The organism is Amycolatopsis sp. NPDC051373, from assembly GCF_040689465.1.
In the GTDB taxonomy this organism is placed as follows: domain Bacteria; phylum Actinomycetota; class Actinomycetes; order Mycobacteriales; family Pseudonocardiaceae; genus Amycolatopsis.
In genome coordinates this window covers 177,732-202,728 of record NZ_JBFBAE010000017.1, presented here as the reverse complement: position 1 = coordinate 202,728, position 24,997 = coordinate 177,732, and the positions used below count along the sequence as shown (strand labels likewise).

General features: G+C 70.4%; 26 protein-coding genes. 19 read left to right on the top strand and 7 right to left on the bottom strand.

Features of this window, described 5'->3' with window-relative positions; all coding sequences use genetic code 11:
- Positions 1–51: 51 nt before the first annotated feature.
- On the bottom strand, positions 52–1,062 hold the full coding sequence (locus AB0383_RS30060; RefSeq protein WP_364172187.1) for a 4-hydroxy-3-methylbut-2-enyl diphosphate reductase: 1,011 nt from the start codon (positions 1,060–1,062) through the stop codon (positions 52–54).
- 151 nt (positions 1,063–1,213) lie between these two features.
- Here AB0383_RS30060 and AB0383_RS30055 point away from each other — a divergent pair, with 151 nt between their 5' ends.
- The 6 genes from AB0383_RS30055 to AB0383_RS30030 all read left to right on the top strand — a co-directional run bounded on the left by AB0383_RS30055 (position 1,214) and on the right by AB0383_RS30030 (position 6,076).
- Positions 1,214–1,852, top strand: a complete 639-nt coding sequence (locus AB0383_RS30055; protein WP_366189136.1) for a lipid droplet-associated protein — start codon at positions 1,214–1,216, stop codon at positions 1,850–1,852.
- Positions 1,849–3,105 (top strand): exodeoxyribonuclease VII large subunit, encoded by a 1,257-nt coding sequence (xseA, locus tag AB0383_RS30050; protein WP_366189135.1) that lies wholly within the window; start codon positions 1,849–1,851, stop codon positions 3,103–3,105. The genes AB0383_RS30055 and xseA overlap by 4 nt, the downstream gene beginning before the upstream one ends.
- Positions 3,102–3,545, top strand: coding sequence for a hypothetical protein (locus tag AB0383_RS30045; RefSeq protein WP_366189134.1), 444 nt, complete (start codon positions 3,102–3,104; stop codon positions 3,543–3,545). Before xseA ends, AB0383_RS30045 begins: the two co-directional genes overlap by 4 nt.
- A 359-nt stretch (positions 3,546–3,904) precedes the next feature.
- Positions 3,905–4,144 carry an exodeoxyribonuclease VII small subunit gene (locus tag AB0383_RS30040; RefSeq protein WP_354864395.1) on the top strand — a complete coding sequence of 80 codons (240 nt, stop codon included), beginning with the start codon at positions 3,905–3,907 and terminating at the stop codon, positions 4,142–4,144.
- An 88-nt stretch (positions 4,145–4,232) separates the two neighbouring features.
- Positions 4,233–5,288: a class II fructose-bisphosphatase gene (glpX, locus tag AB0383_RS30035; protein ID WP_364172195.1), complete on the top strand. Its 1,056-nt coding sequence runs from the start codon at positions 4,233–4,235 to the stop codon at positions 5,286–5,288.
- Positions 5,289–5,305: 17 nt separating this feature from the next.
- Positions 5,306–6,076 carry a serine protease gene (locus tag AB0383_RS30030; protein ID WP_364172196.1) on the top strand — a complete coding sequence of 257 codons (771 nt, stop codon included), beginning with the start codon at positions 5,306–5,308 and terminating at the stop codon, positions 6,074–6,076.
- Position 6,077: 1 nt separating this feature from the next.
- Here AB0383_RS30030 and AB0383_RS30025 read toward each other — a convergent pair whose 3' ends face one another.
- Positions 6,078–7,049, bottom strand: coding sequence for an NAD(P)/FAD-dependent oxidoreductase (locus tag AB0383_RS30025; RefSeq protein WP_366189133.1), 972 nt, complete (start codon positions 7,047–7,049; stop codon positions 6,078–6,080).
- A 137-nt stretch (positions 7,050–7,186) separates the two neighbouring features.
- Here AB0383_RS30025 and AB0383_RS30020 point away from each other — a divergent pair, with 137 nt between their 5' ends.
- From AB0383_RS30020 to AB0383_RS30000, 5 genes are all read left to right on the top strand, one after another.
- Positions 7,187–8,584: a class II fumarate hydratase gene (locus AB0383_RS30020; RefSeq protein ID WP_366189132.1), complete on the top strand. Its 1,398-nt coding sequence runs from the start codon at positions 7,187–7,189 to the stop codon at positions 8,582–8,584.
- Between the two features lie 274 nt (positions 8,585–8,858).
- Positions 8,859–9,149 (top strand): FmdB family zinc ribbon protein, encoded by a 291-nt coding sequence (locus AB0383_RS30015; RefSeq protein WP_364172201.1) that lies wholly within the window; start codon positions 8,859–8,861, stop codon positions 9,147–9,149.
- A gap of 174 nt (positions 9,150–9,323) precedes the next feature.
- Complete coding sequence (fmdA, locus tag AB0383_RS30010) at positions 9,324–10,577, top strand: formamidase (RefSeq protein ID WP_364172203.1); 1,254 nt, start codon at positions 9,324–9,326, stop codon at positions 10,575–10,577.
- Positions 10,578–10,672: 95 nt separating this feature from the next.
- Complete coding sequence (locus tag AB0383_RS30005; protein ID WP_364172205.1) at positions 10,673–11,833, top strand: urea transporter; 1,161 nt, start codon at positions 10,673–10,675, stop codon at positions 11,831–11,833.
- Positions 11,834–12,013: 180 nt separating this feature from the next.
- Positions 12,014–12,595: an NAD(P)-dependent oxidoreductase gene (locus AB0383_RS30000; protein WP_364172207.1), complete on the top strand. Its 582-nt coding sequence runs from the start codon at positions 12,014–12,016 to the stop codon at positions 12,593–12,595.
- Positions 12,596–12,744: 149 nt separating this feature from the next.
- Here AB0383_RS30000 and AB0383_RS29995 read toward each other — a convergent pair whose 3' ends face one another.
- Positions 12,745–13,581: a helix-turn-helix domain-containing protein gene (locus tag AB0383_RS29995; RefSeq protein ID WP_364172209.1), complete on the bottom strand. Its 837-nt coding sequence runs from the start codon at positions 13,579–13,581 to the stop codon at positions 12,745–12,747.
- A 103-nt stretch (positions 13,582–13,684) separates the two neighbouring features.
- On the opposite strand from AB0383_RS29995, the gene AB0383_RS29990 reads away from it, so the two are divergent.
- The 3 genes from AB0383_RS29990 to AB0383_RS29980 all read left to right on the top strand — a co-directional run bounded on the left by AB0383_RS29990 (position 13,685) and on the right by AB0383_RS29980 (position 17,289).
- A complete protein-coding gene (locus tag AB0383_RS29990) occupies positions 13,685–14,272 on the top strand; it encodes an NAD(P)H-dependent oxidoreductase (protein WP_366189131.1) in 588 nt (195 codons plus the stop codon).
- Positions 14,273–14,338: 66 nt separating this feature from the next.
- Positions 14,339–15,862, top strand: coding sequence for an ATP-dependent DNA ligase (locus AB0383_RS29985; protein WP_366189130.1), 1,524 nt, complete (start codon positions 14,339–14,341; stop codon positions 15,860–15,862).
- A 137-nt stretch (positions 15,863–15,999) separates the two neighbouring features.
- The gene (locus AB0383_RS29980; RefSeq protein ID WP_366189129.1) at positions 16,000–17,289 is read left to right on the top strand and encodes a S53 family peptidase; all 1,290 of its coding nucleotides are present in this window, start codon (positions 16,000–16,002) and stop codon (positions 17,287–17,289) included.
- A 589-nt stretch (positions 17,290–17,878) separates the two neighbouring features.
- Here the strand turns inward: AB0383_RS29980 and AB0383_RS29975 are convergent.
- Positions 17,879–18,943 carry an iron-containing alcohol dehydrogenase gene (locus AB0383_RS29975; RefSeq protein WP_366189128.1) on the bottom strand — a complete coding sequence of 355 codons (1,065 nt, stop codon included), beginning with the start codon at positions 18,941–18,943 and terminating at the stop codon, positions 17,879–17,881.
- Positions 18,927–19,469 carry a VOC family protein gene (locus AB0383_RS29970; RefSeq protein WP_364172216.1) on the bottom strand — a complete coding sequence of 181 codons (543 nt, stop codon included), beginning with the start codon at positions 19,467–19,469 and terminating at the stop codon, positions 18,927–18,929. Before AB0383_RS29970 ends, AB0383_RS29975 begins: the two co-directional genes overlap by 17 nt.
- 157 nt (positions 19,470–19,626) lie before the next feature.
- Here AB0383_RS29970 and AB0383_RS29965 point away from each other — a divergent pair, with 157 nt between their 5' ends.
- A complete protein-coding gene (locus AB0383_RS29965) occupies positions 19,627–20,094 on the top strand; it encodes a MarR family transcriptional regulator (protein ID WP_364172218.1) in 468 nt (155 codons plus the stop codon).
- A 69-nt stretch (positions 20,095–20,163) separates the two neighbouring features.
- Complete coding sequence (locus AB0383_RS29960; protein WP_366189127.1) at positions 20,164–20,811, top strand: Pr6Pr family membrane protein; 648 nt, start codon at positions 20,164–20,166, stop codon at positions 20,809–20,811.
- Here the strand turns inward: AB0383_RS29960 and AB0383_RS29955 are convergent.
- Entirely contained in the window at positions 20,771–21,991 is a 1,221-nt protein-coding gene (locus tag AB0383_RS29955; protein WP_366189126.1) for an NADH:flavin oxidoreductase/NADH oxidase family protein, read from the bottom strand. The two genes, AB0383_RS29960 and AB0383_RS29955, sit on opposite strands and share 41 nt — an antisense overlap.
- Positions 21,992–22,098: 107 nt before the next feature.
- Between AB0383_RS29955 and AB0383_RS29950 the strand changes: the two genes are divergently transcribed.
- Complete coding sequence (locus AB0383_RS29950) at positions 22,099–22,722, top strand: MBL fold metallo-hydrolase (RefSeq protein ID WP_364172223.1); 624 nt, start codon at positions 22,099–22,101, stop codon at positions 22,720–22,722.
- A 196-nt stretch (positions 22,723–22,918) separates the two neighbouring features.
- On the opposite strand, the gene AB0383_RS29945 is transcribed toward AB0383_RS29950, so the two are convergent.
- On the bottom strand, positions 22,919–23,686 hold the full coding sequence (locus AB0383_RS29945) for a helix-turn-helix transcriptional regulator (protein ID WP_364172225.1): 768 nt from the start codon (positions 23,684–23,686) through the stop codon (positions 22,919–22,921).
- Positions 23,687–23,757: 71 nt separating this feature from the next.
- Here AB0383_RS29945 and AB0383_RS29940 point away from each other — a divergent pair, with 71 nt between their 5' ends.
- Together AB0383_RS29940 and AB0383_RS29935 are read left to right on the top strand one after the other, a co-directional pair.
- Positions 23,758–24,486 carry an SDR family NAD(P)-dependent oxidoreductase gene (locus AB0383_RS29940; RefSeq protein WP_364172227.1) on the top strand — a complete coding sequence of 243 codons (729 nt, stop codon included), beginning with the start codon at positions 23,758–23,760 and terminating at the stop codon, positions 24,484–24,486.
- A 114-nt stretch (positions 24,487–24,600) separates the two neighbouring features.
- Positions 24,601–24,987 carry a helix-turn-helix domain-containing protein gene (locus AB0383_RS29935; RefSeq protein ID WP_364172229.1) on the top strand — a complete coding sequence of 129 codons (387 nt, stop codon included), beginning with the start codon at positions 24,601–24,603 and terminating at the stop codon, positions 24,985–24,987.
- Positions 24,988–24,997 lie beyond the last annotated feature (10 nt).

Sequence of the window (24,997 nt, the reverse complement as noted above, 5' to 3'; positions counted from 1 at the left end):
TGGCCGCCGGAAAATCCGGCGGCCACCGCGGCCTCAAAGCCGAAAACCGCGTCAGGACTCCGACTTCGCAGCCTTCCGAAGCTCCTTCGGCAACGCGAACGCGATCTTCTCGTTCGCCGTCGTCACTTCGTCAACCTGCCCATAACCGCGCTCGGCCAGCCAGGTCAGCAGGTCCATCACCAGCACGTCCGGCACCGAGGCGCCCGAAGTGACCCCCACCGTCGACACCCCCGAAAGCCAGGCCTCATCGACCTCCGAAGCGAAGTCGATCAGGTACGACGACCGCGCGCCCGCCTTCAGGGCGACCTCGACGAGGCGCTTGGAGTTCGAGGAGTTCGAGGAGCCCACCACCAGCACCAGGTCGCACTCCGGCGCCATGGCCTTCACGGCCACCTGGCGGTTGGTGGTGGCGTAGCAGATGTCGTCGCTGGGCGGGTCGGCCAGGCCGGGGAAGCGTTCGCGCAGCTGGTCGACGCGTTCCATCGTCTCGTCGACCGAAAGGGTGGTCTGGGAGAGCCAGATCACCTTGGACGGGTCGCGCACCTCGACCTTGTCGACGTCCTCGGCCTTGTCCACGAGCTGCACCTTGTCGGGTGCCTCGCCCGCGGTGCCCTCGACCTCTTCGTGGCCTTCGTGGCCGATCAGCAGGATGTCGTAGTCGTCCTTGGCGAAGCGGTTGACCTCTTTGTGCACCTTCGTCACGAGCGGGCAGGTCGCGTCGATGGTGCGGAGGTTGCGGTCGGCCGCCTCGGTGTGCACCGCGGGCGAAACACCGTGGGCCGAGAACACGACGAGCGCGCCCTCGGGCACCTCCGACGTCTCGTCCACGAAGATCGCGCCGCGTTCGCGCAGGGTCTCGACGACGTGGCGGTTGTGGACGATCTCCTTGCGCACGTAGACGGGCGCGCCGTAGAGCTCCAGCGCCTTCTCCACGGCGATCACCGCGCGGTCCACTCCGGCGCAGTAGCCGCGCGGCTTCGCGAGCAACACGCGTTTGGCGGCGCCGGACTGGGAGATCGTCGGGGTACCGGCGGGCTCGGTTCCGGGACTCGCAGAAGTCATGCCCCCAGGGTACGGGCTGTGCCGTACCGGCTTCGAAGTCCTCTTTCGGATGACGTCGGCGGCCATCCGCGCTGTGCCGGGAGTCACGTCCTGTGCCCCAACCCACCCGTTCGGTTGGGCAGGATGGCCCACATACGGCACGCTAGACGGCATGAAGCCACTCCCGCTCCCCCTCCGGGTCGCCGCGGGCCTCGCCGTCACCACCGCCGAGCGGGTTCGTGAGCTCCCGAAGCAGATCACCGGCCTGCCCGTGACCGTCGTCAGCCAGGTCCTCCAGCTGTCCATGCGCGTGCAGCAGCACGTCACCGAGCTGGCGATCAAGGGCGACGACGCACTGTCCGGCCTGCGCCCGGTCGAGGACACGCCGAGCTGGGCGACGTTCGACGAGGACGTCGAGCCCGACCTGCCCACGCGTCCCACCCTGGTACCCGTCGACGACCTGCCCGACCCCCAGGCCAACGGCCACCGCCCGAGCCTGCCGGGGCTCACGGACGAACCCGAAGACCCGTGGACGCAGGAAGAGCGCGCGCTGGCCGAAGACCACGCCGACGGCGAGAACGACAGCGCCGGCGACCCCGCGGGCCTGACCGGCTACGACGACCTCACGCTGCCCCAGCTGCGCGCCCGCCTGCGTCGCCTGACCGTGCCGCAGCTCGAGGAGATCCTCGACTACGAGAAGGCCAACGCCGACCGCGCGTCGTTCGTCGGCATGCTCGCGCGCCGCATCGGCAACGCGCGCAAGGCGGAAGAAGAAGCGAGCCAGCAGGGCGACGACGCGGAAGGCCAGTGAGCAGCGACCCCTCGACCAGCGCCGAGAACCCCTGGCCCGTCCGCACCGTCGCCCGCAAGATCGGCGACTGGATCCACCGCCTCGGCGCCGTGTGGGTGGAGGGCCAGGTCACGCAGATCAACGCGCGCCCCGGCACGCAGACGGCGTTCCTGACGCTGCGCGACCCGTCGGCCGACGTCTCGATGTCCGTGACCGCGCCGATGTGGCTCGTGCGCGAGCTCGCGACGCCGCTGCGCGAAGGCGACCGCGTGGTGGTGCACGCGAAGCCGTCGTTCTTCTTCGGGCGCGGCACGCTCAGCCTGCGCGCCGACGAGATCCGCGCCGTTGGCATCGGCGAGTTGCTCGCGCGCATCGAACGGCTGCGCAAGCTGCTCGCGGCCGAAGGCCTGTTCTCCCCCGAGCGAAAGCGGCCGATTCCCTTTCTGCCCCAAGGCATCGGCCTCATCACGGGCCGCGCTTCGGCGGCGGAGCGAGATGTGCTCGTCAATGCGCAGGCCCGCTGGCCGCACGTGCTGTTCAAGGTCGTGAACACCGCCGTGCAGGGCCCGCAGGCCGTGCCGCAGATCCTCCGCGCTCTGTCCACGTTGGACAAAGACCCGGAAGTGGACGTGATCGTGATCGCCCGCGGTGGCGGCAGCGTGGAGGACCTGCTGCCGTTTTCCGATGAGGCGCTGTGCCGGGCCGTCGCGTCCGCGGGCACGCCGGTGGTGAGCGCCATCGGGCACGAGCCGGACACGCCCTTGCTCGACCACGTCGCCGACCTGCGCTGCTCCACGCCGACCGACGCGAGCAAGCGCATCGTGCCCGACGTGCGCGAGGAGACCGCCCGCGTCCGCCAGATGCGCGACCGCGGCCGCCGCGCGCTGCACGGCTGGGTCGACACGCAGACGCGGCTGCTCACCCAGCTGCGCAGCCGCCCGTCGCTCGCCGACCCCCTCGGGCCGATCCAGCGCCGCCTCGACGACGTCGAGATACACCGCGAACGCGGCCGGCGCGCCATGCTCGGCCTGCTCGCGAAGGACCAGGCCGAAATCGCCAGTGCGCGCGGCCGGCTGACGGCCCTCGGCCCGGCCGCGACGATGGCCCGCGGCTACGCCGTCGTGCAATTCACCGACGACGCAGGCAACCTCCAGGTGCTGCGCTCCGTCTCCCAGATCGAGGACGGCGCGCGCCTGCGCGTGCGGATCGCCGACGGGGCGATCCACGCCGTCACCGAGTCCACCGCGTCGAGCCAGGAAGGAGACGGGCCGTGACCACCAGGGCACCGGCGTTCCTCCCGCTCACCGTCGACGCCGCTGCCCGCCTCGACGCCCGCGCCCTGCTCCGCCAGGCGCGCGTCACCGACAGCGCCGCCAGCGAATGCTGGACCGCCCTGCTCGCCGGCTGCGGCACCGCCGCCCGCCGCCAGCTCGGCCCCCAGCTGCGCCGCCTGTCCGAGGCCACGTCCGTCCACGTCGGCACCCGCTGGTGGTTCGCCGAGGGCGCCGACCACCGCCGCCGCGTCGCGGGCGCCCAAGAAACTCTCGAGGCCGCGATCGCGGACGGTGACGGCCAGGAGTTCGCTCTGGCCTTCGTCGGCTACGACAACGCGATGGCCAGCGCCCTCGTCTGCCGCGAACAGACCCGCAACCCCCCGCCGACCCCACCACCCCCGCGAACGGGCGGACGGCACCGGGTCGATCACCGGTCGTGAAAGCGCCGGGCGCGGCTCGCCGCGGCGAAGACTGGACGCCAATGTGGGTTTCGAACTCTTCGTGGCGCTCGCGTTGACGCTCGTGGGGTGCGTGATCGCGGCCGCGGGTCCGGTGGCCCTGTACCGCCACATCGTCCGCCGGCCCGGTTTCGAGCGGGTCGGCACGCGCGTCCACGATGGACGTCACCCACCGTGCACATGCGGGACAAGTCGCTCCGCTCGCACCAGCGCCCGGTCTCAAGCGGTGTCTGCAGGCGGGAGGCCGTGCCCAGCCGGCGTAGCGGTCCAGCGCCGACCGACACCAGCGCGGTACTGTGCCCGGACAGCCCTGGGCATCGGAACATCGGAGAGCGTCGAGCGTGAGCGAAGCAGGCAGCGAAACCGCCGGACTCGGTTACGAGCAGGCGCGCGACCGGCTGGTCGAGGTGGTCAGGGAGCTCGAAGCCGGCGGCCTGTCCCTGGAGCAGTCACTGGCGTTGTGGGAAAAGGGCGAGGAGCTCGCCAAGGTCTGCGAACGCCACCTGGAGGGCGCGCGCGAGCGGATCGAGGCCGCGTTGGCGTCCGTCGAGAACACTGAGAATTCCGACGACGCACAGTGATGTGCACCATGCGCGACTGAATCGTTCAGGTGACGCGATCATCTGAGACACTGTTCTCCCGCCGAATTCCGCGATCCGGGAGGCCCGCATGAGCACCGCCAGTGACCCACGTCGCGAAGCACCCGACCGCAACCTCGCCATGGAGCTGGTCCGCGTGACCGAAGCCGGGGCGATGGCCGCCGGCCGTTGGGTCGGCCGCGGCGACAAGATCGGAGGCGACGGAGCCGCCGTCGACGCGATGCGCCAGCTCGTCTCCACCGTCTCGATGCGCGGTGTCGTCGTCATCGGCGAGGGCGAGAAGGACGAAGCGCCCATGCTGTTCAACGGCGAAGAGGTGGGCAACGGCGACGGCCCCGACTGCGACGTCGCGGTCGACCCCGTCGACGGCACCACCCTGATGGCCAAGGGCATGCCCAACGCGCTGGCCGTGCTGGCCGTGGCCGAGCGCGGGGCGATGTTCGACCCGTCGGCCGTGTTCTACATGGAGAAGCTGGCCGTCGGGCCGGACGCCGCGGGCAAGGTGGACCTGGCCGCGCCGATCGCCGAGAACATCCGGCGCGTGGCGAAGGCCAAGAACTCCAGCGTCGGCGACGTGACCGTGTGCGTGCTCGACCGGCCGCGCCACGAGCAGATCATCAAGGAGATCCGCGAGGCCGGCGCGCGCATCCGGTTCATCTCCGACGGCGACGTCGCCGGCGCCATCGCCGCGGCCCGCCCGACGACCGGTGTCGACATGTTGATCGGCATCGGCGGCACGCCGGAAGGCATCATCGCCGCGTGCGCGATGAAGTGCCTCGGCGGTGAGCTGCAGGGCCGGCTGTGGCCCAAGGACGACCTGGAGCGCGAGAAGGCGCTGGCCGCGGGCCACGACCTCGACCGCGTGCTCACCAACGACGACCTCGTGCGCGGCGACAACATCTTCTTCTGCGCCACCGGCGTCACCGACGGAGACCTGCTGCGCGGCGTGCACTACCGCGCGGGCGGCGCCACCACGCAGTCGATCGTGATGCGGTCCAAGTCCGGCACCGTCAGAATGATCGACGGTTACCACCGGCTGGAGAAGCTGCGGGCCTACTCGTCCGTGAACTTCGACGGCAACCTCGACGTGCGCGAGGACGAAGACGTCGTCCCGCCTCTGCCCTGACCCCAAGGAGTCGCCAGGTGCCCAAGCGGTTGTTCGCGCTGCTGCTCACGTTGTTCGCCGCAGTGGCATTGACCGCAGCGGCGCTCGCCGCCGGCAGCGCGACCGCCGGGCCGGCGATCGTCGGCGGGACCGGCGCCGACGAGCCCTACCCGTTCGCGGTGTCGATGCACACCGAATCGGGCACGCTCTTCTGTGCCGGCTCGCTGATCGCACCCACGTGGGTGGTAACCGCGGCCCACTGCGTGTCCGGAAAGGACCCGGCGACGCTCACGTTCCGCTTGGGCACCAACGAAAGCGACTCCGGCGGCGAGACGGCCCAGCCGGCGGAGATCGTGCTCAACCCGCACTTCAACGCCTCGACGCAGACGGGTGACATCGCGCTCGTCCGCCTCGCCGCGCCCGCGAAGACGGCGCCGATCACCGTCGGAGGCGCCGCCGCGCCGGGCACCCCGACCCGGGTATTGGGCTGGGGCCAAACCTGCGCCACTCCCGGCTGCGGCGGCCCCGTGCCGACGTTGCGGCAGCTCGACACGCACCTCGTCGAGGGCGCCAAGTGCACGTCGTCCTTCGACGGCACGGCCGAGCTCTGCACCGACAACCCGTCCGGCAAGGCCGGCTCCTGCTACGGCGACTCCGGCGGCCCCGAGCTCACCCGCGACGGCGACCGCTGGTCCCTCATCGGCGTGACCAGCCGCCCCGGCAACGGCTCCCCGACGTGCGCGACGGCCCCGTCGATCTACACGTCGGTGCCCGCGTACGCGCCGTGGATCGCGTCGAAGACCGGCTGAGTCACTCGGCGTTGCTGGAGTGGCCCGGGAACAGATGCGCGTCCGGGTCGAGCGCCACGGCGATGTTGTTCACCGCCGTCGCCGCCTCGCCGAAGCCGGTCGCGATGAGCTTCACCTTGCCCGGGTAGTGAGCCACGTCCCCGGCCGCGTACACGCGCGAGCGGGCCGTCGCCATCGTCGAGTCGACCGTGATGGCACGGTGGTCGATCTCCAGGCCCCAGCTCTCGATCGGCCCCAGATCGGCCGTGAACCCCAGCGCGGCGACCACGGCGTTGGCCGGCAGCGTGAGGTCCTCGCCGCCCTTCACCGACACCTCGACGCCCTCCAGAGCACCCGAAGACGACTCGACGAACCGCGTCACCTCGGCGTCGGTGACCAGCGGCACGCCCAGCTCCCGCACCTGCCGCACGATCGACTCGGCCGCGCGGAACTTCCCGCGCCGGTGCACCAGCGTCACGCTCGCCGCCACCGGGTGCAGCGCCAGGCACCAGTCGAACGCCGAGTCCCCACCGCCGACCACGACCACGTGCTGCCCGGCGTGGACCTGCAGCGACGGCACGAAATGAACCATTCCGCGCCCCAGCCAGCCGTTGCCCGCGGGCAACGGGCGGGGCGTGAACTCGCCGATCCCGGCCGTGATCAGCACGGCGCCGGCGCTCAGCACGTCGCCGCCGTCGAGGGTCAGCTCGACGCGGTCTCCCACCGTTTCCAGCTTCTCGGCCTTGCGGCCCAGCAGGTACGCGGGGTTCCACGGCGCGGCCTGGTCGACGAGGCCTTGCACCAGGTCACGGCCGCGGACGGCCGCGAAGCCACCCACGTCGTAGATCATCTTCTCGGGGTACATCGCGGTGATCTGCCCGCCCGGCTCCGGCAGGGAATCGACCACGGCCATGGAAAGGCCGCGGAATCCCGCGTAGTAGGCGGCGAACAGCCCGGTCGGCCCGGCGCCGATGATCACGAGGTCGTAGTCCATTTAGCTCGCTCCAGCCAGTGGTGGTTGGCGGTGATCGAGAACACAGCCATCCTAGTGCTATCCGGCGGGTGAATTACCGGATCGAGGTGGGCGACGCCACCCCGCCGGATGCGCGAAACAGGGCCAGAATCGAGGGTATGGCAGAACAGGAATACCGGATCGAACACGACACGATGGGTGAGGTCCGCGTCCCGGTCGACGCGCTCTACCGCGCGCAGACGCAGCGTGCCGTGGAGAACTTCCCCGTCTCCGGCCGCGGTCTCGAGCGCGCTCAGATCCGCGCGCTGGGCCTGTTGAAGGCCGCCGCCGCGCGCGTGAACCGGAAGCTGGGCGTGCTGGACGCGGACGTCGCCGAGGCCATCGCCGCGGCCGCCGACGGCGTCGCCGAGGGCAAGTACGACGACCAGTTCCCGATCGACGTGTTCCAGACCGGCTCGGGCACGTCGTCGAACATGAACGCCAACGAGGTCATCGCGACGCTCGCCACCCGCGCCCTCGGCCGCGACGTGCACCCGAACGACCACGTCAACGCCTCGCAGTCGTCCAACGACACGTTCCCGACGACCATCCACGTTGCCGCCACGGAAGCCGTGCTCACCGACGTCATCCCGGCCCTGGAGCACCTCGCCGGCGCGATCGAGACGCGCGCGCAGGAGTGGGCCGACGTCGTGAAGTCCGGCCGCACGCACCTGATGGACGCCGTGCCGATCACGCTGGGCCAGGAAGCCGGCGCGTGGGCCGCGCAGATCCGCTTCGGCATCGAGCGCCTGCAGTCCGGCGTCGGGCGCCTCGGCGAGCTGCCCATCGGCGGCACCGCCGTCGGCTCCGGCCTCAACGCCCCCGACGGCTTCGGCGCGGCCGTCTCCGCGGAGCTGGCCGCGCTGACGGGCCTGCCACTCACGGAGGCCCGCAACCACTTCGAGGCGCAGGCGACGCAGGACAGCGTGGTCGAGACGTCCGGCCACCTGCGCACCATCGCCGTGTCCCTCAACAAGATCGCGAACGACCTGCGCTGGCTCGGTTCCGGCCCGCGCACCGGCCTCGCCGAGCTGGCCCTGCCAGACCTCCAGCCGGGCTCCTCGATCATGCCGGGCAAGGTCAACCCGGTCATCCCGGAGGCGACGCTGCAGGTCGTGGCCCAGGTCGTCGGCAACGACGCGGCCGTCGCCTTCGCCGGCGCGGCGGGCAACTTCCAGCTCAACGTGAACCTGCCCGTCATCGCCCGCAACGTCCTCGAGTCGGCCCGCCTGCTGGCCGCCGTCTCGCGCCTGCTGGCGGACAAGGTCTTCAACAGTGTCACCGCCAACGTCGAGCGCACCCGGCAATACGCCGAAGGCTCGCCGTCCATCGTGACTCCGCTGAACTCCTACATCGGCTACGAAGCCGCGGCGGCGGTGGCGAAGCAGGCACTCAAGGAGCTCAAGACCATTCGCGAGGTCGTGATCGAACGTGGCTTCGTCAAGGACGGCAAGCTGACGGAAGAGCAGCTCGACGAAGCTCTCGACGTCCTGCGCATGGCGCGCGGCGGCAAGTAGGGATTTCCGCCTTACGGCCCGCTTCCCCGGCTCTTCCGGGAAGCGGGCCGTTAGTCGTTTCACCGCGCTGTGCGGCCGACGAACCCGTCACCGCAAGTGGACAAGGCGTATCTCTACGCACAAATTCATTCCGGCGTATCGCTTCATTGTGCGTGAAACACAGGGCTGGTAACGTCGCTCACCGCTCTGATTTCCTTTTCCGCAGCGCAGTTTGATCACAGCGCAGTTTGATCAATTCCGCCGCGAAGAGAGAGCAAGCAGTTGGGAGGCTGCGATGGCGACGTATCAATATCGATGCGCCCGGGACGGTGTCTTCGAGGTGCGCCTGCCGATGGGGACGGCCTCACCGAGCTCACCGTGTCCGGCCTGCGGTGGCGAAGCGGCCCGGAACTACTGCGCGCCGATGCTGTCACTGGCGCCACGTGAGCTGGTCACGGCCATCGACCGGACCGAGAAAACTCGCGACGAGCCGGCTGTGGTGTCCGCGATACCTCCCGCTCGTGGCCGGTCGCGCGGGCCGGCACCGACTTCGAACCCCGCGCTGCGACGTCTGCCGAGACCGTAGGCGAACGCGGCCCAGCCTGCGCCCTGCCGGGCAATGGCCCGCTCGCTGGGCCGGCGAAGAACAATTTGCGGCTGATGCCCGGAGTGCTCTGCGGAGCCGCCACGCTCCGCGTTGCGGAGGCGCGCAGCACGCACATTGCCGGGTCGGTCACCCACCAAGCTGTCGGGAGATACCATGCCGCAAGTTGTTTTCTCACTCGATTCCACAAAGAAATTCTCTGAACAAGCAATTGTCGGCCACAACCGGTGGCACGGGGATATTCCCGCCCAGGTTCAGGTCAAGCCGGGAGACTCGTTCCGCGTCGACTGCCGCGAATGGTTCGACGGCGCGATCCACAACGACGATTCCGCCGAAGACGTGCTGAACGCGCCGCTGCCCACCGTGCACGTGCTCAGCGGGCCGATCGCGGTCGAGGGCGCACAGCCGGGCGACCTCCTCATCGTCGACATCCTCGACGTCGGCCCCATCCCGCAGGAGGACTCGGGACCGCTCGCCGGCCAGGGCTGGGGCTACACCGGCGTCTTCGCCACCAAGAACGGCGGCGGCTTCCTCACGGAGTGGTTCCCCGACGCGTACAAGGTGGTCTGGGACTTCATGGGCGGGGTCGCCACCTCGCGGCACGTCCCCGGGGTCTCGTACACCGGCATCGTGCACCCCGGGCTGATGGGCACGGCTCCTTCCGGTGAGCTGCTCGCCAAGTGGAACGCGCGCGAACAGGCGCTGATCGACACCGACCCGGACCGGGTGCCACCGCTGGCGCTGCCCCCGCTGCCGGATTCCGCGATCCTCGGCAGCCTCACCGGTGCCGACTTCGACCGGGTCGCGGCGGAGGCCGCACGCACCGCACCGCCGCGGGAGAACGGCGGGAACCAGGACATCAAGAACTTCACCAAGGGAACCCGGGTGTTCTACCCGGTCTTCGTCGACGGCGCGAAACTCTCGATGGGCGACCTGCACTTCTCGCAGGGCGACGGCGAAATCACGTTCTGCGGCGCCATCGAGATGGGCGGGTTCATGGACCTGCACGTCGACCTGATCAAGGGCGGGATGGAGACCTACGGCGTCTCCGAGAACGCGATCTTCATGCCGGGCAACGTGGAACCGCTGTACAGCCAGTGGCTCGCATTCTCCGGCACCTCGGTCACGCTCGACGGAACCCAGCACTACCTCGACTCGCACCTGTCGTACCAGCGGGCCTGCCTGCACGCCATCGACTACCTGCAGAAGTTCGGCTACAGCGCGATCCAGGCGTACATGATCCTTGGCTCCGCGCCGATCGAGGGCAGGCTCTCGGGCGTGGTCGACATCCCGAACTCGTGCTCCACCGTGTATCTGCCCACTGCGATCTTCGACATCGACGTGCGTCCTTCGGCCTCCGGCCCGGCGCAGGTCGAACAGGGAATGAGCGTGCCGACGGCGAGTTTCTGACGCCCGCACCGGCTCGGTGACCGGGCGGGAGGCGGCCTGTCTCCCGCCCGGTCCGGCACGTCGAGAAAGCACTCCACCCGCCGGAGGAGGCGGTCATGACCACAGCACCACCTGAACGCGGCCACCACGGGCCGTGGCGATGGATCAACGGCACCATGCCCGAGGTCGACGAACGGGCGCTGAAGGTGCCCGTAGTCGGGTTCGTCGAGTACTGCCTGCGCGGGATCGGGCAGGTGGTGTTCATGAACAGCCCGATCACGGGCGCGTTCATCCTGCTGGCCACGTGGCTCCAGGAGCCGTGGCTCGGATTCGGCGCCACAGTGGGGGTATTGGCCTCGACCCTCGCCGCACTGGCACTGGGGTTCGACAGAGACGCGATCCACGCGGGTCTCTACGGGTTCAACGGTGTGCTCGTCGGCCTCGGGCTCGCGCTGTTCCTCGCACCCGAATGGGACGCGATTGTCATCGTGTGGATCATCGTGCTGAGCGCGGCGTCGTCGATCCTGATGGCCGCGCTCGCAGCGGCGTTCGGCGGCGCGTGGGGCGTGCCCCCCTTCACACTGGCCTTCAACATCATCACGCTGCTGTTCCTGATCACTGCACTGCACATCACGCGTGGGCGGCTCGGCGAGGCGATCACCCCGGCGGCGCCCGAGGTAAACGGGCCCGCTGTGCGGACGTCACTGCGGGCGAGCGCCGACGCGGTCGGCAACACCGACGTTGTGGCCGTGATCAACGCCATCTTCCGCGGCATCGGCCAGCTGTTCTTCTGCAACAGCATTTTGGCCGGGGTCCTGATCATCGTCGGGATCGCGTTCTGCTCGCGGATCGCGGCGATCTTCGCGCTGGTGGGCTCGGCGGTCGGGATGCTGACCGGCATGGCCCTCGGTGCCGACGGCGTGCTGATCTACAACGGCCTGTGGGGCTTCAACTCGTTCGACGCCGCGCTGGCGATTGCCGGTGTGTTCTACGTGCTGACCTGGCGCTCGGCAATACTCGGTGTGCTGTGTGCGATCTTCACCGCCTTGCTCTTCGGCGGCATCGGGTCGATCTTCGTGCCGTGGGGCCTGCCCGCGCTCACCCTGCCGTTCGTCTTCGGGACGCTGACGTTCGTGCTGCTGAAGGGCACGTCGAAGTACTTCGAGTGGGTGCCGCCCGCGGAGGTCGTCACCCCTGAGGAACACCTGCGGCGCGCGCACCGCGAACACGCCATGGCGGCCTCCAGCAACCCCCAGCGGCAAACCGAAACCCCGTGACCTGTCCGGTCACTCGGCTGGGCTGAAGGGAACCTCTGGCCGGCGTACCTGTCCGCACCGCGAATGCGCCGAAGCTGAAGCTCGCGATCACGGCGGGGATCGGCTCGGACCACGTCGACCTCGCCGCCGCGATCGACCGGGATCACGGTCGCGGAGGTCACCTACTCCAACAGCGTCAGCGTGTCCGAACACGTCGTGATGATGATCCTTTCCCTGGTGCGCAACTACCTTCCGGCGCACCAGCGGGTGCTCGACGGCGGCGGGAACATCGCCGACTGCGTCGCCCGCTCCTACGACCTCGAGGCAATGGACGTCGGCACTGTCGCCGCGGGTCGGATCGGGACCGCGGTGCTGCGGCGGCTGAAGCCGTTCGACGTCCGAGTGCACTACACCGACCGGCACCGCTCCCGGAGGAGCGGCCAGATCAAGCGGGGCGCCTACCTGGTCAACACGGCGCGGGGAAAGATCTGCGACCGGGACGCGGTCGTGCGGGCCCTGGAATCCGGTCAGCTGGCCGGGTATGCCGGCGACGTGTGGTTCCCGCAGCCCGCGCCACAGGTCCACCGGTGGCGGACGATGCCGCACCACGGCATGACCCCGCACACGTCCGGCACCTCGCTGTCGGCGCAGGCCAGGTATGCCGCCGGGACGCGAGAAATCCTCGAGTGCTACTTCGCGGGCCACCCGATCCGCGACGAGTACCTGATCGTCGAAGGAGGCAGCCTGGCCGGGACCGGCAAGCATTCCTACAGTTCGAAGTGACAGCCCTTCGTGATCGGCACGAGCGAAGGAAAACCTCGTACGCGGGGCGGGCCAGACCGGGTCACCCGCCGGCGATTGGCACGCCCTGGTCCGTCGGGCAAGCCGCGACCCTGGTCGAGTCGGCGCACGCCGGCGGGCGCCCGAATGTTTCAGGAGATGACCCGGAGCCGCTCCGGTGGCCGGAGGCGGAGTTCCGCGACCGCCCGAGCCGTTTCTTCGTCGTCCGGCAGGAAGACGACCAGCTGCTGCGCGTCCTCCGCGAGTTCCAGCGTCTCCCTGTTCAGCCGCAACGAACGTCCGCCCGGGTGGTTCAGCCGCAGAACTCCACGTGGTGGCACGACGGTCGAGTTCAGCCGGCTGGTGAACTCCGGACCGGCGACGGGCGCGAGTTCCACCGTGAGCCACTCCGAGTTCTCGACCGCGGGGCCCAGCCACAGGTCGAACGCCCGCTCGTCCGCGACCTCGGCCCAGTCGGCGAAGAACGCGCGGGCACGGGGGTCGGTGAAGACGTAGCGGGTGAGGTTCGGGGCCTCGGCGTCGAGCAGCCCCGTTCCGCTCGTCACCGCGGCGAAGCCGCTGGTGTGGGCGAGGACGTCGCCCAGCCGGTTGGTCACCGCGGCGATGCCGGGTTCGAGCAGCCGGAGCGTTTGGAGGACCGGGGCACGCACGTCCCGCCGCACGGGTTCGGGCCGGACGTGGGCCGTGCACTCCCCGCCGGTGATCTTCGTGAGGTAGCGCAGGTGGGTGCGTTCGACGGCGGCCAGGCTGAGCGCGTCGGCGAGGGCGTTCACAACCGATACGGAGGGGTTGCGGTCGCGGCCCTGCTCGATTCGCGTGAGGTATTCGACGCTGACGCCGGCCCGCGCTGCGAGGTCGGACCGCCGCAGGCCGGGCGAGCGGCGACGGCCGTGCGAGGGCAGGCCCAGCGTGTCCGGCTGGGTGCTGTCGCGCTTGGCCCGGATAAAGTCCCCCAGCGGTGTCCCCATGTCACCGAGCATAAGCCGATTCCGGCGTGCTCAGCGTGGCCGTAAGGGGGCCAGCCTGAGCGCGGTCTGGTTGCGGGCGCGGCTGAACCCCACGGTGGTGACCATGGCGAACAAACTCGTGATCATCGTCGGCAGCGTCCGCGACGGCCGGTTCGGCCCCACCGTCACCTCATGGGTGGCCGAGCAGGCCCGGGAACACGGCGGGTTCGAGGTCGAGGTCGTCGACCTGGTGGACGTCGAGATCCCGCTGTCGCTGCCCGAGGCATCCCCCAAGTACGCCGGCGGCAGCTACCCGCGCCCCGCCGGGATGGCGACGCTGACGGCGGCACTGGAGAGCGCGGCCGCGTTCATCGTGGTCACCCCGGAGTACAACCACAGCTACCCGGCGTCGCTCAAGGCGGCCATCGACTGGCACTTCTCGCAGTGGACGGCCAAGCCCGTCGCATTCGTGAGCTACGGCGGCGCGGCCGGCGGGCGGCACGCCGTGCTCCACCTGGAGAACGTGCTGACCGAGCTGCACGCGGTGACGATTCGCGACGGCCTCACTTTCCCGAACTACTTCACCGCATGGGAGGCCAGCCGGCCGCTCGACCCGCAGGCCCCTGCGTACGCGAAGACGATGCTCGACCAACTGGCCTGGTGGGCGGGCGCGCTGAGGACGGCGCGCGAGGCCGAGCCGTACCCCACCTGAGGGTGTTTTCCCAGTTCAGGACCATTCCACCGGGAAACTGTCGGTGCCTCGGGTCATGATGGTCGGGTGCTGCTCACCCAGATCGTCACCGCGTCCGCCGAGCTGGCGGCCACCCGGTCGAGGAAGGCGAAGATCGCCACCCTCGCCGCGGTGCTGCGCGCCGCCGAGACGACCGAGCTGCCGGCGGTGATCGCGTACCTCACGGGGCAGACGGCGCAGGACCGGCTGGGCGCGGGGTGGCGCACACTCGCGGAGCTGGCCGTCGAGCCGGCCCCGGAGCCGAGCGTCGAGGTGCGGGAGGTCGACGAGGCGCTCACGGAGGTCGCGGCGGCTTCGGGGGCGGGGTCGGTGAAGCGGCGCGCGAAGGTGCTCACGGCGTTGTTCACGCGGCTCACTCGAGGCGAGCAGGAGTTTCTCTTCCGGCTGGTCACCGGAGAGCTGCGGCAGGGGGCGCTGGAGGGCGTGATGGTCGACGCCGTCGCGGCGGCGGCCGAGGTCGAAGCCGCGGACGTGCGGCGGGCGTTCATGTTGTCCGGCAAGCTTTCCGTCACGGGCTATGCGGCGATGACGGGCGGTGCGGCGCGGCTGGCCGAGTTCCGGCTCACGCTGGGGCGCCCGATCAAGCCGATGCTCGCGTCGCCCGCGGAATCGCTCGACGAGGCGGTGGCGGAACACGAGCACGCGATCGTCGAGTACAAAATGGACGGTGCGCGCATCCAGGTGCACCGGGTCGGCGAGGAAGTACACGTCTACACGCGCACGTTGCGGGAGATCACGTCCAGCGTCTCCGAGCTGGTGGACCTCGTGCGGGCGCTGCCATGCGAGTCGGTGGTGCTCGACGGCGAGACGCTCGCGCTCACCGACGACGGCCGGCCGAGGCCGTTCCAGGAGACGATGAGCCGCTTCGGCAGCACGCGGGAGGAACAGGTGCGGGCGCTGCTGCTCCGGCCGTACTTCTTCGACTGCCTGCACCTCGACGGTGTGGACCTGCTCGACGCGCCGCTGTCGGAACGCAACGCGGCGTTGCGGAAGGTCGCGGGCGAGCACGTGATCCCCGGCGAGGTGGAGCCGGCCGACGCGGCGGCGGTGCTCGACGCGGCGATGGCGGGTGGCCACGAGGGCGTGATGGTGAAGGACCTGGCGTCGCCGTACGCGGCGGGGCGCCGGGGCCGGGCGTGGCTGAAGGTGAAGCCGGTGCACACCATCGACCTGGTCGTGCTCGCGGTGGAGTGGGGGCACGGGCGGCGCACGGGCACGCTGTCCAACCTGCACCTCGGCGCGCGCGACCCGGACGGCGGGCCGCCGATCATGGTGGGCAAGACGTTCAAGGGCATGACCGACGAGCTGCTCGTGTGGCAGACGAAGCGGTTCCAGGAGATCGAGACCCACCGCGACAGCTACACCGTGTACGTGCGGCCCGAGGTGGTCGTGGAGATCGAGCTCGACGGTGCGCAGATCAGCACGCGGTATCCCGGCGGGCTGGCGCTGCGGTTCGCGCGCGTGGTGCGGTACCGGCCGGACAAGGAAGCGGCCGACGCCGACACGATCGACACCGTGCGCGGTCTGCTGCGGGGTGATCGAGCGGGGTGATCGGACGGAGTGACATCCGGACACCAGCGGCCAATTCGCCCGGCCGAGGCCGAAAGGCCAGACGAAAGTCGATGTTGTGCCCTCCGGTGATGCATGAGAGTGGGCTGTACCGCACCGCTCACCACTGGGGAGACGACATGACTTTTCGGGTTCGGTCCGCCGTCCGGCCGATGACCCTGCTCGCGGGTGTCGCGCTGGCCGTCACGGCCGTGGCGGCTCCGGCCGGCGCGGCCACGAACGCGCCGGCTCCCGCGTTGCACCATTTCTCGGCGGCGGCGAAGTCGTTCATCGGCGCGCGCACGGTGGCCGACCGCGTCGCGAAGCTCGACGCCGCGATGTCCGCGCTGCCCAGGGAAAGCGTCGCGTACAACGCCACGAAGCTGTGGAACCAGGGCATCACGGGAGCGGGCGCCACCGTCACCACGCTGGTGTCGTTCGGCGACGACCAGGTGAAGCAGGTGCTCGACGAGTACTCCCAGCGCCACGGGTTGCCGCCGGCCAACGTCGAGGTGCTCCAGCCGTCGGGCTCGGTCCCGGCGTGCACCGACCCGGGCGTCGACACGGCGACCTGCGAGTCCTGGTGCGGCGAGACCGACCTCGACGTCACGATGATGCACGCGATGGCGCCCAACGCGAAGATCATCGTCGCCGCGACGCCGGTTGCCGAGACGCAGGGCTTCACCGGGCTGCCCGAGATGATGAACGCCGTCGACTACCTCACGAAGCACAAGCTCACCGACGTGATCTCGATGAGCTTCGGCACCACGGAGGAGAACTTCCCGTCGTTCCAGTCCATCAAGACGCTCGACCCGGCGCTGGAACGTGCGAGCAAGGCGGGCATCACGATGGTCGCGTCCTCGGGTGACGACGGCCCGACCGGCGGCTTCCTGCAGGGCCCGGGCAACTACCCGTACCGCGTCGCGAGCTGGCCGGCCAGCGACCCGCGCGTGACCACCCTCGGCGGCACGCAGCTGCACCTCGACTCCACCGGCACCCGCACGAAGCCGGACGACCTGGTGAACGTGGCCGACAACGGCTTCGGCGAAGGCGCGGGCCTGTCGAAGGCCTACGCGCGCCCGTCGTGGCAGGACAGCGTCAAGAAGATCACCGGCAGCAAGATGCGCTCGTTCCCGGACATCAGCATGGAAGGCGTGCAGGGCACTTCGCAGTCGGCACCGCTGTTCGCCGGCGTGCTCGCCCTGGCGGTCCAGGCCAACCACGGCAAGCTCGGCCAGATCAACCCCGCCCTCTACGAAAAGCTCGGCCCGAAGGGCGCCAAAGCCGGCATCGTCGACGTCACCACCGGCGACAACAGCCAGGACGGCGTCGAGGGCTTCACCGCGGCCCCGGGCTTCGACATCGCCAGCGGCTGGGGCACGGTCGACGCGTCGGTCTTCGTCCCCGCCTTGGTGAAGGCGCTTCGCTGACGCGGCTGGTGAACAACTACTGCGCAGGGCGCGACCTACGGGCCGCGCCCTTCGTCGTGCTTGTCGCCCCGGCAAATCAACAGCCCGCTACGCGACGCTGAAGCACCTCCACCACAGCCCGGCCCCCGGCTACGGCCGCCAACGCGCCGAGCACGACCGCTGCCGAACCACTCACCGAACGACGCAGCCCGCGCTGCGCCACCGAGACAAGCCGGCACGTCGCGACCGGCCGCTCAAGCACCTCAGACGCAGCCCGCCCGCGGCTACAGCCACTCGCCCAACAACAACCGCCACCAAACCAACCACCGAACGCCGCAGCCCAAGCTGCGCCACCGAGACAAGCCAGCACGTCGCAACCAACTGCTCAAGCACCTCAGACGCCGCCCCGCCCTCCGCTACAGCCACTCGCCAAACAATGGCCGCCGCTCACAGCGAGGCCGAGGGCGCCGGCACCTCGCGTCTTGTCGGCCTTCACATCACGAGCGGCCGGGGCCGCCGGCTCCTCCGTCTTCGTGCCGGCGGCCCCGGCGGCGGCTATTCGCTGAACCACTCAACGAACGGCGCGGCCCGCGCTTGCCGCCGAGGCAAGTCAACAGCCCGCAACCAGCCGCTCGAAAACCTCCGCCTCCGGTCGATCCGCCGCCGCCACCACGGACAACTCCGCCAGCAACACCCGAAGCTCCGCTACGCCAAGGCCAACCGCGCCCGCAATCCGCCCTGGGTCGACCTCCGCGGTCAGCCCCATCGTCACCGCGAACTCGGCCACCGCCTGCTCGGCCGGCACTCCGGGTCGCAGCTCCGCCAGCGCCGCGCGCGCCCCGGCGGCGGCCTCGCCGTGCGCCCGCAGCACGAGCGGAAGAAACAGCGCGTGCGAACGGCCGTACTCGAGCCCACGCCGCGTGGACACCAGGTCGCACACCTGGTGCACCACACCGGGCCGGCCCAGTTCGTGCAGTGCGTGGCCCGCCAGGGCGGCGCCGGCCAACGCGTCTTGGCACGTCGCGAGATCCCCGGCCGCGAGCGGGGCGAGGCTGCTCCACAGCAGAAGCAGGCCTTCGCGAGCCGACGCCAGCGCTTCCTCGCTCGCTGGATGGCACAGCACCTCCAGGCAGTGCGCGACGGCGGTGATGCCGCTGCTCGCCACCACCTCGCGGGGCAGCCCCCCGACGAGGTCGGGGTCGTAGAGCACCGCGCGGGGCAGTGCGCGGCCGGACGTGCCCGTTTCCTTGCCGCGGTCGGTGGTGACGAAGTAGCGCGATGTGCGTTCCGCGCCGGAGAAGGTGGTCGGGACCGCGATCAGCGGCAGCCGCAGCGCGAGCGAAACGATCTTGCCCAGCCCGATCGCCGAGCCGCCGCCGATGGCCAGGACCGCGTCGGCGTGCGTTTCCTGAGCCGAGCCGACGGCGAGGTTGGCCTGGTGGGCCGGCACGTGCGCGGGCACGTCCGACCACCGGCCGAGGTAGCGCCCGCCGAGCAGACCCGGCAGCCGGGCGACGACCGGGTCCGCCGACCGGGAAGCCACCGCCAGCACGCGGCGGCAACCCAGGGCGTTGGCGACCTCCGGGAGTTCTCCCAGGGATCCGCTGCCCCACACCAGGTTCTGCTCGGGCGCGGCGTCCTGGGACCGGCGGACGGGTTCAGCGGTCCGCGCCACCGTGGCCATCCGGCGTGTACTGCAGCAGGTGGTGTCCGTAAACGTCCGAGCCGATCGCGGCCAGCGCAGCCGGCACCGGCTCGGGGTCCTGCAGGAAGGGCTGCGCGACGTCGCACGGGTGCTGCCACGTGGCGAACTCCAGGGCGATCTTGTTCACCGGGTCCTCGAAGTAGATCGAGTGGCAGAACCCGTGGTCGAGTTCGCTGTTGACCTTGATCCCGTTCTCCTCCAGCACCGATTTCGCGTGCTGCAGTTCACCCTCGGAAGGCACCGTGATCGCGAGGTGGTTTCCCGCTCCGAGCAACGAGTTGTCCGCGGCGATCTCGACGTCCTTGAACTCGAAGAACGCGATCGTGTCCTGCTCGCTGATGCGGAAGAAGTAATGCCTGCTGCCGGCAAGGTTCCCCGGCACCGCACCGGGGAACGGGTCCGGGTCCGGCAATTGCAGCGTCACGACAATGGGAAACCCCAGCACCCCATTGTAGAACTTCACGGTTTCTTCCATGTTGTTGGTCACGAAAGCCATGTGGTGACACCCGGTCGTCCGAATCCCCATGACGATTCCTCTCACTGTTCCCGGCGATGTGAGAATGACAGTACGCGCAATCTTGTTTCCACGTCAACAAGATTTCCGCAAAGGACCCTGCCGGCCCAACGCGCGCACGCTCGGTTACGGTGAGGACGTGACCGCGACGCACGGGGAACGCCCGGTGCCCCACCTTTCGGAGGACGAGCTGCTCGCCTGGCGCGGACTGCTCGAACTGGAAGCACGCGTGCTCGGCGTACTCGACGCCGAACTGCGCGCGGACCACGACCTGTCGGTCGCCGAGTTCGACACGCTCTACCAGCTGTGGCTCCAGCCCGGCGGCCGGTGCCGCATGAAGGACCTCGCGGAGAAACTGCTGGTCAGCCGCGGCGGGGTGACCAAGCTGATCACCCGGCTCCGCAGCCGCGGGCTCGTGGCCCGCGTGTCGCAGCCCGGTCAGCAAGCCGTCGACGCGCAGCTGACCGAGACCGGCGAGGCGCTGCTCGCCACGGCGATGGACACCCACTTCGACGGCGTCCGCCGGCTCGTGACCTCCCGGCTGTCCGCCGCGGAGCTGCACACCCTCCGCACGGTCACGCAACGCCTGCGCGAGCCTCCCGCCTGAGCACCCCGACGGGGTGACACCGGGCCGTTTCGGCTGGGTCCGAGCAGGCCGGAACCGTAATCTCACCGCATGCCACCGACGCGACTGACCCGGATCTGGTTCGGGGTGACGGCCCTCGTCGTGCTGATCGGCCTCGTCACGCAGGGCTTAGTGAGCGCCGGAACGCCGGGCCGCTACGCGTCGGCGGGCGCGCGCGTCGCCAACATGTTCGCGTACTTCACCATCGAGTCGAACGTGCTGGTGCTGCTGGCTTCCGTCGCGTTCGTGGCGGGCGCGCGGGCCGACGGGCTGGTACGCGTGCTGTGGCTCGACGCGCTGGTCGGCATCGCGGTGACCGGCGTCGTCTACCACGTCGCGCTGTCAGGGCTGCTCGATCTGAGCGGCGCGGCCCTGTTCGCCGACGTCATGCTGCACACCGTGGCGCCGATCATCGCCGTGCTCGGGTTCCTGGTCGCTTCGCCGCGCATCCTACGATGGCGCACGGTCGCCTGGTCAGCATGCTGGCCCCTGGCGTGGCTCGCGTTCACGCTGATCCGTGGCGCGCAGGGCGGCTTCTACCCGTACCCGTTCGTCAACGCCGCCGAGCTCGGTTACGGCCGTGTGGCCGTGAACTGCGTGCTCATCGCCGTGCTGTTCGTCGCGCTGGCGAGCGTCGCGAAGGTCCTCGACGGCTGGCTCACGCACGCACCCGCCGAAACGCGTTCAGCGGATCGTTGATCCCTGTGTGCACCAGCGCGCGCCACGCGCCGCGGCTGCGATCCGCCGGTTTGCCCGCGGCCAAGCGGTGCAGCTGCTGCGTGTGCCACTGGACTTCGAGCAGACTGTCGGCCAGGCGGATCCCGATGTGCGGGCACAGCCGTTCCGCGCGCACGTCGTCGCCGGCGAGCAACCGCGCCGGCAGATCCGGGTCGACGGTCAGCGGCCGGCCCAGCCCGATCACGTCCAAGGCCCCTGACCGCAACGCTTCGGCCATCCCGGCGGCCGTGGTGAAGCCGCCGGTGACCATCAGCGCGACGTCGCTGACCTGCCGCGCTTTCGCCGCATAGTCGAGGAAGTACGCCTCGCGCCGCGTGGTGCTCTCGCGTCCGGAGCCCATCATCACGGCTTTTTCGTAGGTACCGCCCGAAATCTCGAGCAGGTCGATGCCCGCGTCGCTCAGCGCGCGGACCACACGCAGCGACTCGTCCTCGTCGAAGCCGCCGCGCTGGAAGTCGGCACTGTTGAGTTTCACCGACACGGGCACGCCGTCGCCGACCGCCGCGCGCACGCGGCGCACGAGCTCCAGCAGGAAGCGGCTGCGGTCGCGGCCCCACTCGTCGTCGCGAAGGTTCGTGAGCGGCGAGAGGAACTGCGAGATCAGGTAACCGTGGGCGCCGTGCAGCTGCACGCCGGTGAACCCGGCGTCGACGAACGTTCGCGCTGCCAACGCGAAGCGGTCCACGATCGACTCGATCTCGTCGCCGGTCAGCGCCCGCGGTGCCGCGAACGCGGTCCGGACGCCGCGGTCGCCGAACGGCACCGCAGACGGCGCAACCGGTTGGCGTGAAAGGAATCGCGGGCTCTGCCGGCCGGGGTGGTTAAGCTGCACCCACAGCTGCGCGTCGGTGCCGGCCACGCTGCGCGCCCACGGCTCGTACGCGGCGGGATCGGGGACGGCGGGCAGGGCGACGTTGCGGGGTTCGCCGAGGGCTGCGGGGTCGACCATCACGTTGCCGGTCACGAGCAGTCCCGCCCCGCCGTGCGCCCACGCGCGATACAGCTCGGCGAGTTCACGCGTCGGGGCGTTGCGGCGGTCGCCGAGCTGCTCACTCAGCGCCGACTTCCCCAGGCGGTGCGGCAGCACAGCGCCGCAGCGCAGCTTGAGGGGTTCGGCCAGCAGATCCCGAGCGGCGGTCATGGGCGCTCCCGTCTTCGCGGATAACTTACCGCTAGTAAGTCTACTCGGAAGTAGATACCGGCGGTATGTCTGCTGGACGGGCGCGTGGGCACTAGGGTCTGCAGACCATGACGGCGATAGTGCAGAACCTGGTCACGTCAGGCGTGTTCGAGCTCGACGGCGGCAGCTGGGACGTGGACAACAACGTGTGGATCGTCGGCGACGACTCGGAGGTGATCGTGATCGACGCGGCGCACGACGCCGACGCGATCGCCGACGTGGTCGGGGACCGCGCGCTGCGCGCCATCGTGTGCACCCATGCCCACAACGACCACGTCAACGCCGCGCCCGCCCTCGCCGAGCGCACCGGCGCGCCGATCCTGCTGCACCCGGCCGACCGCGTCGTCTGGAACCTGACGCACCCGGACCGCGCCCCGGACGGCGACCTTGCCGACGGTCAGACCATCACCGTCGCCGGCACCGACCTCAAGGTGATCCACACCCCGGGTCACGCCCCCGGCGCCGTCTGCCTGCACGCCCCGGACCTCTCCGTCCTGTTCACAGGCGACACCCTGTTCCACGGCGGCCCCGGCGCCACCGGACGGTCCTATTCGGACTACCCCACCATCGTCAAGTCCATTCGCGAACGCCTTTTCTCCCTCCCGGACGCCACTTCCGTCCGCACCGGCCACGGCGAGGGCACGACGATCGGCGAGGAGAAGTCGGCGTCGAAGGACTGGCCGGCAAGCTGAACCGCGCGCGCAACCCCGGCGCGCTGGGCACCTGGCGCCTCAACGACAGCTCGCCGACCACCGCACGGCAGGCCACCCGGAAGCCATGCCGACCGCGAGCGCGCCGGGCCGAACGGACCGCCCTGCTCGGCGTGGCAGTCGGCACCCCGCCTGGCCACTCGCAGCCCAGCGACAATTCACGGCCACCGGCCGAAAGCTAAGCCAGCCGGGCCAACGCGTGGGCAGAAGGGCTGCCCGGTTCGGCGTGGTAGATCAGCACATCCCACTCCCCGCCCGGCACCGTCAGCACCTGACGCCCCAACGACAACTCGCCCACCACCGGGTGGCGGAAAACCTTGCGCGGCGCGGCGTTCGTGCGCACGTCGTGGCGGGGCCACAGCCGAGCGAAGTCCGGGCTGGCGGCCAGCAGCTCGGCAACGAGGGTGTCCAGCGCCGGAACGCGCAACGCCGTCCGGGCGCGGAGCATCGCGGTCACGTTGAGGGCCATCGTGGCCCAATCCGGATGCAGCGAACGCACCAAGGGGTCGAGGAAAAACGCGCGGGCGAGATTCGTGCCCGGGCGGTACATCGGCGCCAGTGCGACGGCGAGCGGGCTGGCGGCGAGCACGTCCATCCGCCGCCCCCACGCGAGCGCCGGGGCGCCACCGAGCTCGACCAGCTCGCGCACGCCCGCGGGCAGCTCCCCGCCGGTGACCCGGGGTGGCGAAGCGAGCCGGTGCAGGTGGGCGGCGCCGTCGTCGCCCAGGCGGAGCGCGCGGGCCAGCGCGTCGAGCACCTGGGGCGACGGGTGCCGGTCGCGGCCCTGCTCGAGGCGCACGTAGTAGTCCACGCTCACGCCCGCCACCGCGGCCAGCTCCTCGCGCCGTAGGCCCGGCACGCGCCTCGAGCCGTCGTCGGGCAGGCCGACGTCGGCGGGGCTGACCAGCGCCCGCCGGGCGCGCAGGAACTCGCCGATGGCGTTCATCTCCCCAGGTTAACCGCGGGTGGCCCTGTCGCGGCCTGGTGACCGTCGGCCCTTGCGACGACGCTGGGGCCATGATCACAGCCCTCGTGAGCGGCGCCAACAAGGGTCTGGGCCGCGAAATCGCCCGCGGTCTGGCCCGCCGGGGCGCCACCGTCCTGCTCGGCAGCCGCGACCTCGCCCTCGGCGAGAAGACCGCCGCCGAACTCCGCGCCGAAGGCCTGGCCGTGACACCGGTCCGGCTCGACGTGACGTCCACAGCGGACATCGACGACGTCGCCCGCCACCTCGAAACCCACCACGGCAAGCTCGACGTCCTCGTCAACAACGCCGGTGCCCGCTTCTCCGTCGAGCCCGCCGAGCTGACCGCGGACCACCTTCGCCGCGCGTACGAAACGAACCTCTTCAGCGTCGCCGCCGTCACGCACCGGATGCTGGGCCTCCTGCGAGCCGCGCAAGCTCCGCACGTGATCAACGTCGCCAGCACCTCCGCGTCGCTGGCCCTCACCACCGCCGAGGGCTCGCAGTTCGCGGCCGCGACGGACACCATCGCCTACTCGTCGTCGAAGACCGCGCTCGTCATGCTCACCATCCGCTACGCGACCACCTTCCGCGCCGACCCCGCGTACACGCACTTGCGCGTCAACGCCGTCACCCCCGGCTTCATCGCCTCCGATCTCAACGGCCACACCGGCCCCCGCACCGCCGAACAGGGCGCGCGCGTGGTCCTCGAGCTGGTCGCGCAGGGCGCCGGGGCGCCGACCGGGACGTTCCTCAACGAGGACGGCCCCGTGCCCTGGTGACCTCAGGACGTGTGCCGCCGGGCTCGTGAACGCACCCCGTTTCGGGCGGCGAGGTGGCTCTCTATCGCTTCGGAAATTCCGTGTCGTGGTCGTCCGCCCGTTTATGCTGCCGAGGTGTCGCAGTACCGGATCTCCGAGGCAGCGAGGCTGCTCGGCGTCAGCGATGACACCGTCCGGCGCCACATCGACGCCGGAACGCTCGCCGCGACCAAGGACAAGGTCAACCGGTCCGTGATCGACGGTGCGGAACTCGCCGAGTTCGCTCGCCTCCAGGGCGAGTCCGCGCCTGACCCGACCTCGGTGGGGAGCTCGGCGCGTAACCGCATGGTCGGGCTGGTCACGTCGATCGTCGCCGACCAGGTCGAGATCCAATGCGGCCGCGACCGCGTGGTCTCCCTGATGAGCACGGACGCGGTCAGGGAACTCGGCCTCGAACCCGGGTCGCCGGCCGTCGCGGTGATCAAAGCGACCACCGTTGTGGTCGAAACGCCGAACGCCTGATCAGCTGCGC

Excerpts from the sequence above, each read along its gene's own strand:
- AB0383_RS29955 (WP_366189126.1), bottom strand. The coding sequence starts at position 21,991 with ATGACCGCCGCTCGGGATCTGCTGGCCGAACCCCTCAAGCTGCGCTGC.
- AB0383_RS30055 (WP_366189136.1), top strand. The coding sequence starts at position 1,214 with ATGAAGCCACTCCCGCTCCCCCTCCGGGTCGCCGCGGGCCTCGCCGTC.
- AB0383_RS29960 (WP_366189127.1), top strand. The coding sequence starts at position 20,164 with ATGCCACCGACGCGACTGACCCGGATCTGGTTCGGGGTGACGGCCCTC.
- AB0383_RS29990 (WP_366189131.1), top strand. The coding sequence starts at position 13,685 with ATGGCGAACAAACTCGTGATCATCGTCGGCAGCGTCCGCGACGGCCGG.
- AB0383_RS29995 (WP_364172209.1), bottom strand. The coding sequence starts at position 13,581 with ATGGGGACACCGCTGGGGGACTTTATCCGGGCCAAGCGCGACAGCACC.
- AB0383_RS29950 (WP_364172223.1), top strand. The coding sequence starts at position 22,099 with ATGACGGCGATAGTGCAGAACCTGGTCACGTCAGGCGTGTTCGAGCTC.
- AB0383_RS30015 (WP_364172201.1), top strand. The coding sequence starts at position 8,859 with ATGGCGACGTATCAATATCGATGCGCCCGGGACGGTGTCTTCGAGGTG.
- AB0383_RS30020 (WP_366189132.1), top strand. The coding sequence starts at position 7,187 with ATGGCAGAACAGGAATACCGGATCGAACACGACACGATGGGTGAGGTC.
- AB0383_RS30060 (WP_364172187.1), bottom strand. The coding sequence starts at position 1,062 with ATGACTTCTGCGAGTCCCGGAACCGAGCCCGCCGGTACCCCGACGATC.
- AB0383_RS29970 (WP_364172216.1), bottom strand. The coding sequence starts at position 19,469 with ATGGCTTTCGTGACCAACAACATGGAAGAAACCGTGAAGTTCTACAAT.
- AB0383_RS29945 (WP_364172225.1), bottom strand. The coding sequence starts at position 23,686 with ATGAACGCCATCGGCGAGTTCCTGCGCGCCCGGCGGGCGCTGGTCAGC.
- AB0383_RS29980 (WP_366189129.1), top strand. The coding sequence starts at position 16,000 with ATGACTTTTCGGGTTCGGTCCGCCGTCCGGCCGATGACCCTGCTCGCG.
- glpX (WP_364172195.1), top strand. The coding sequence starts at position 4,233 with ATGAGCACCGCCAGTGACCCACGTCGCGAAGCACCCGACCGCAACCTC.
- AB0383_RS29940 (WP_364172227.1), top strand. The coding sequence starts at position 23,758 with ATGATCACAGCCCTCGTGAGCGGCGCCAACAAGGGTCTGGGCCGCGAA.
- fmdA (WP_364172203.1), top strand. The coding sequence starts at position 9,324 with ATGCCGCAAGTTGTTTTCTCACTCGATTCCACAAAGAAATTCTCTGAA.
- AB0383_RS30025 (WP_366189133.1), bottom strand. The coding sequence starts at position 7,049 with ATGGACTACGACCTCGTGATCATCGGCGCCGGGCCGACCGGGCTGTTC.
- AB0383_RS30005 (WP_364172205.1), top strand. The coding sequence starts at position 10,673 with ATGACCACAGCACCACCTGAACGCGGCCACCACGGGCCGTGGCGATGG.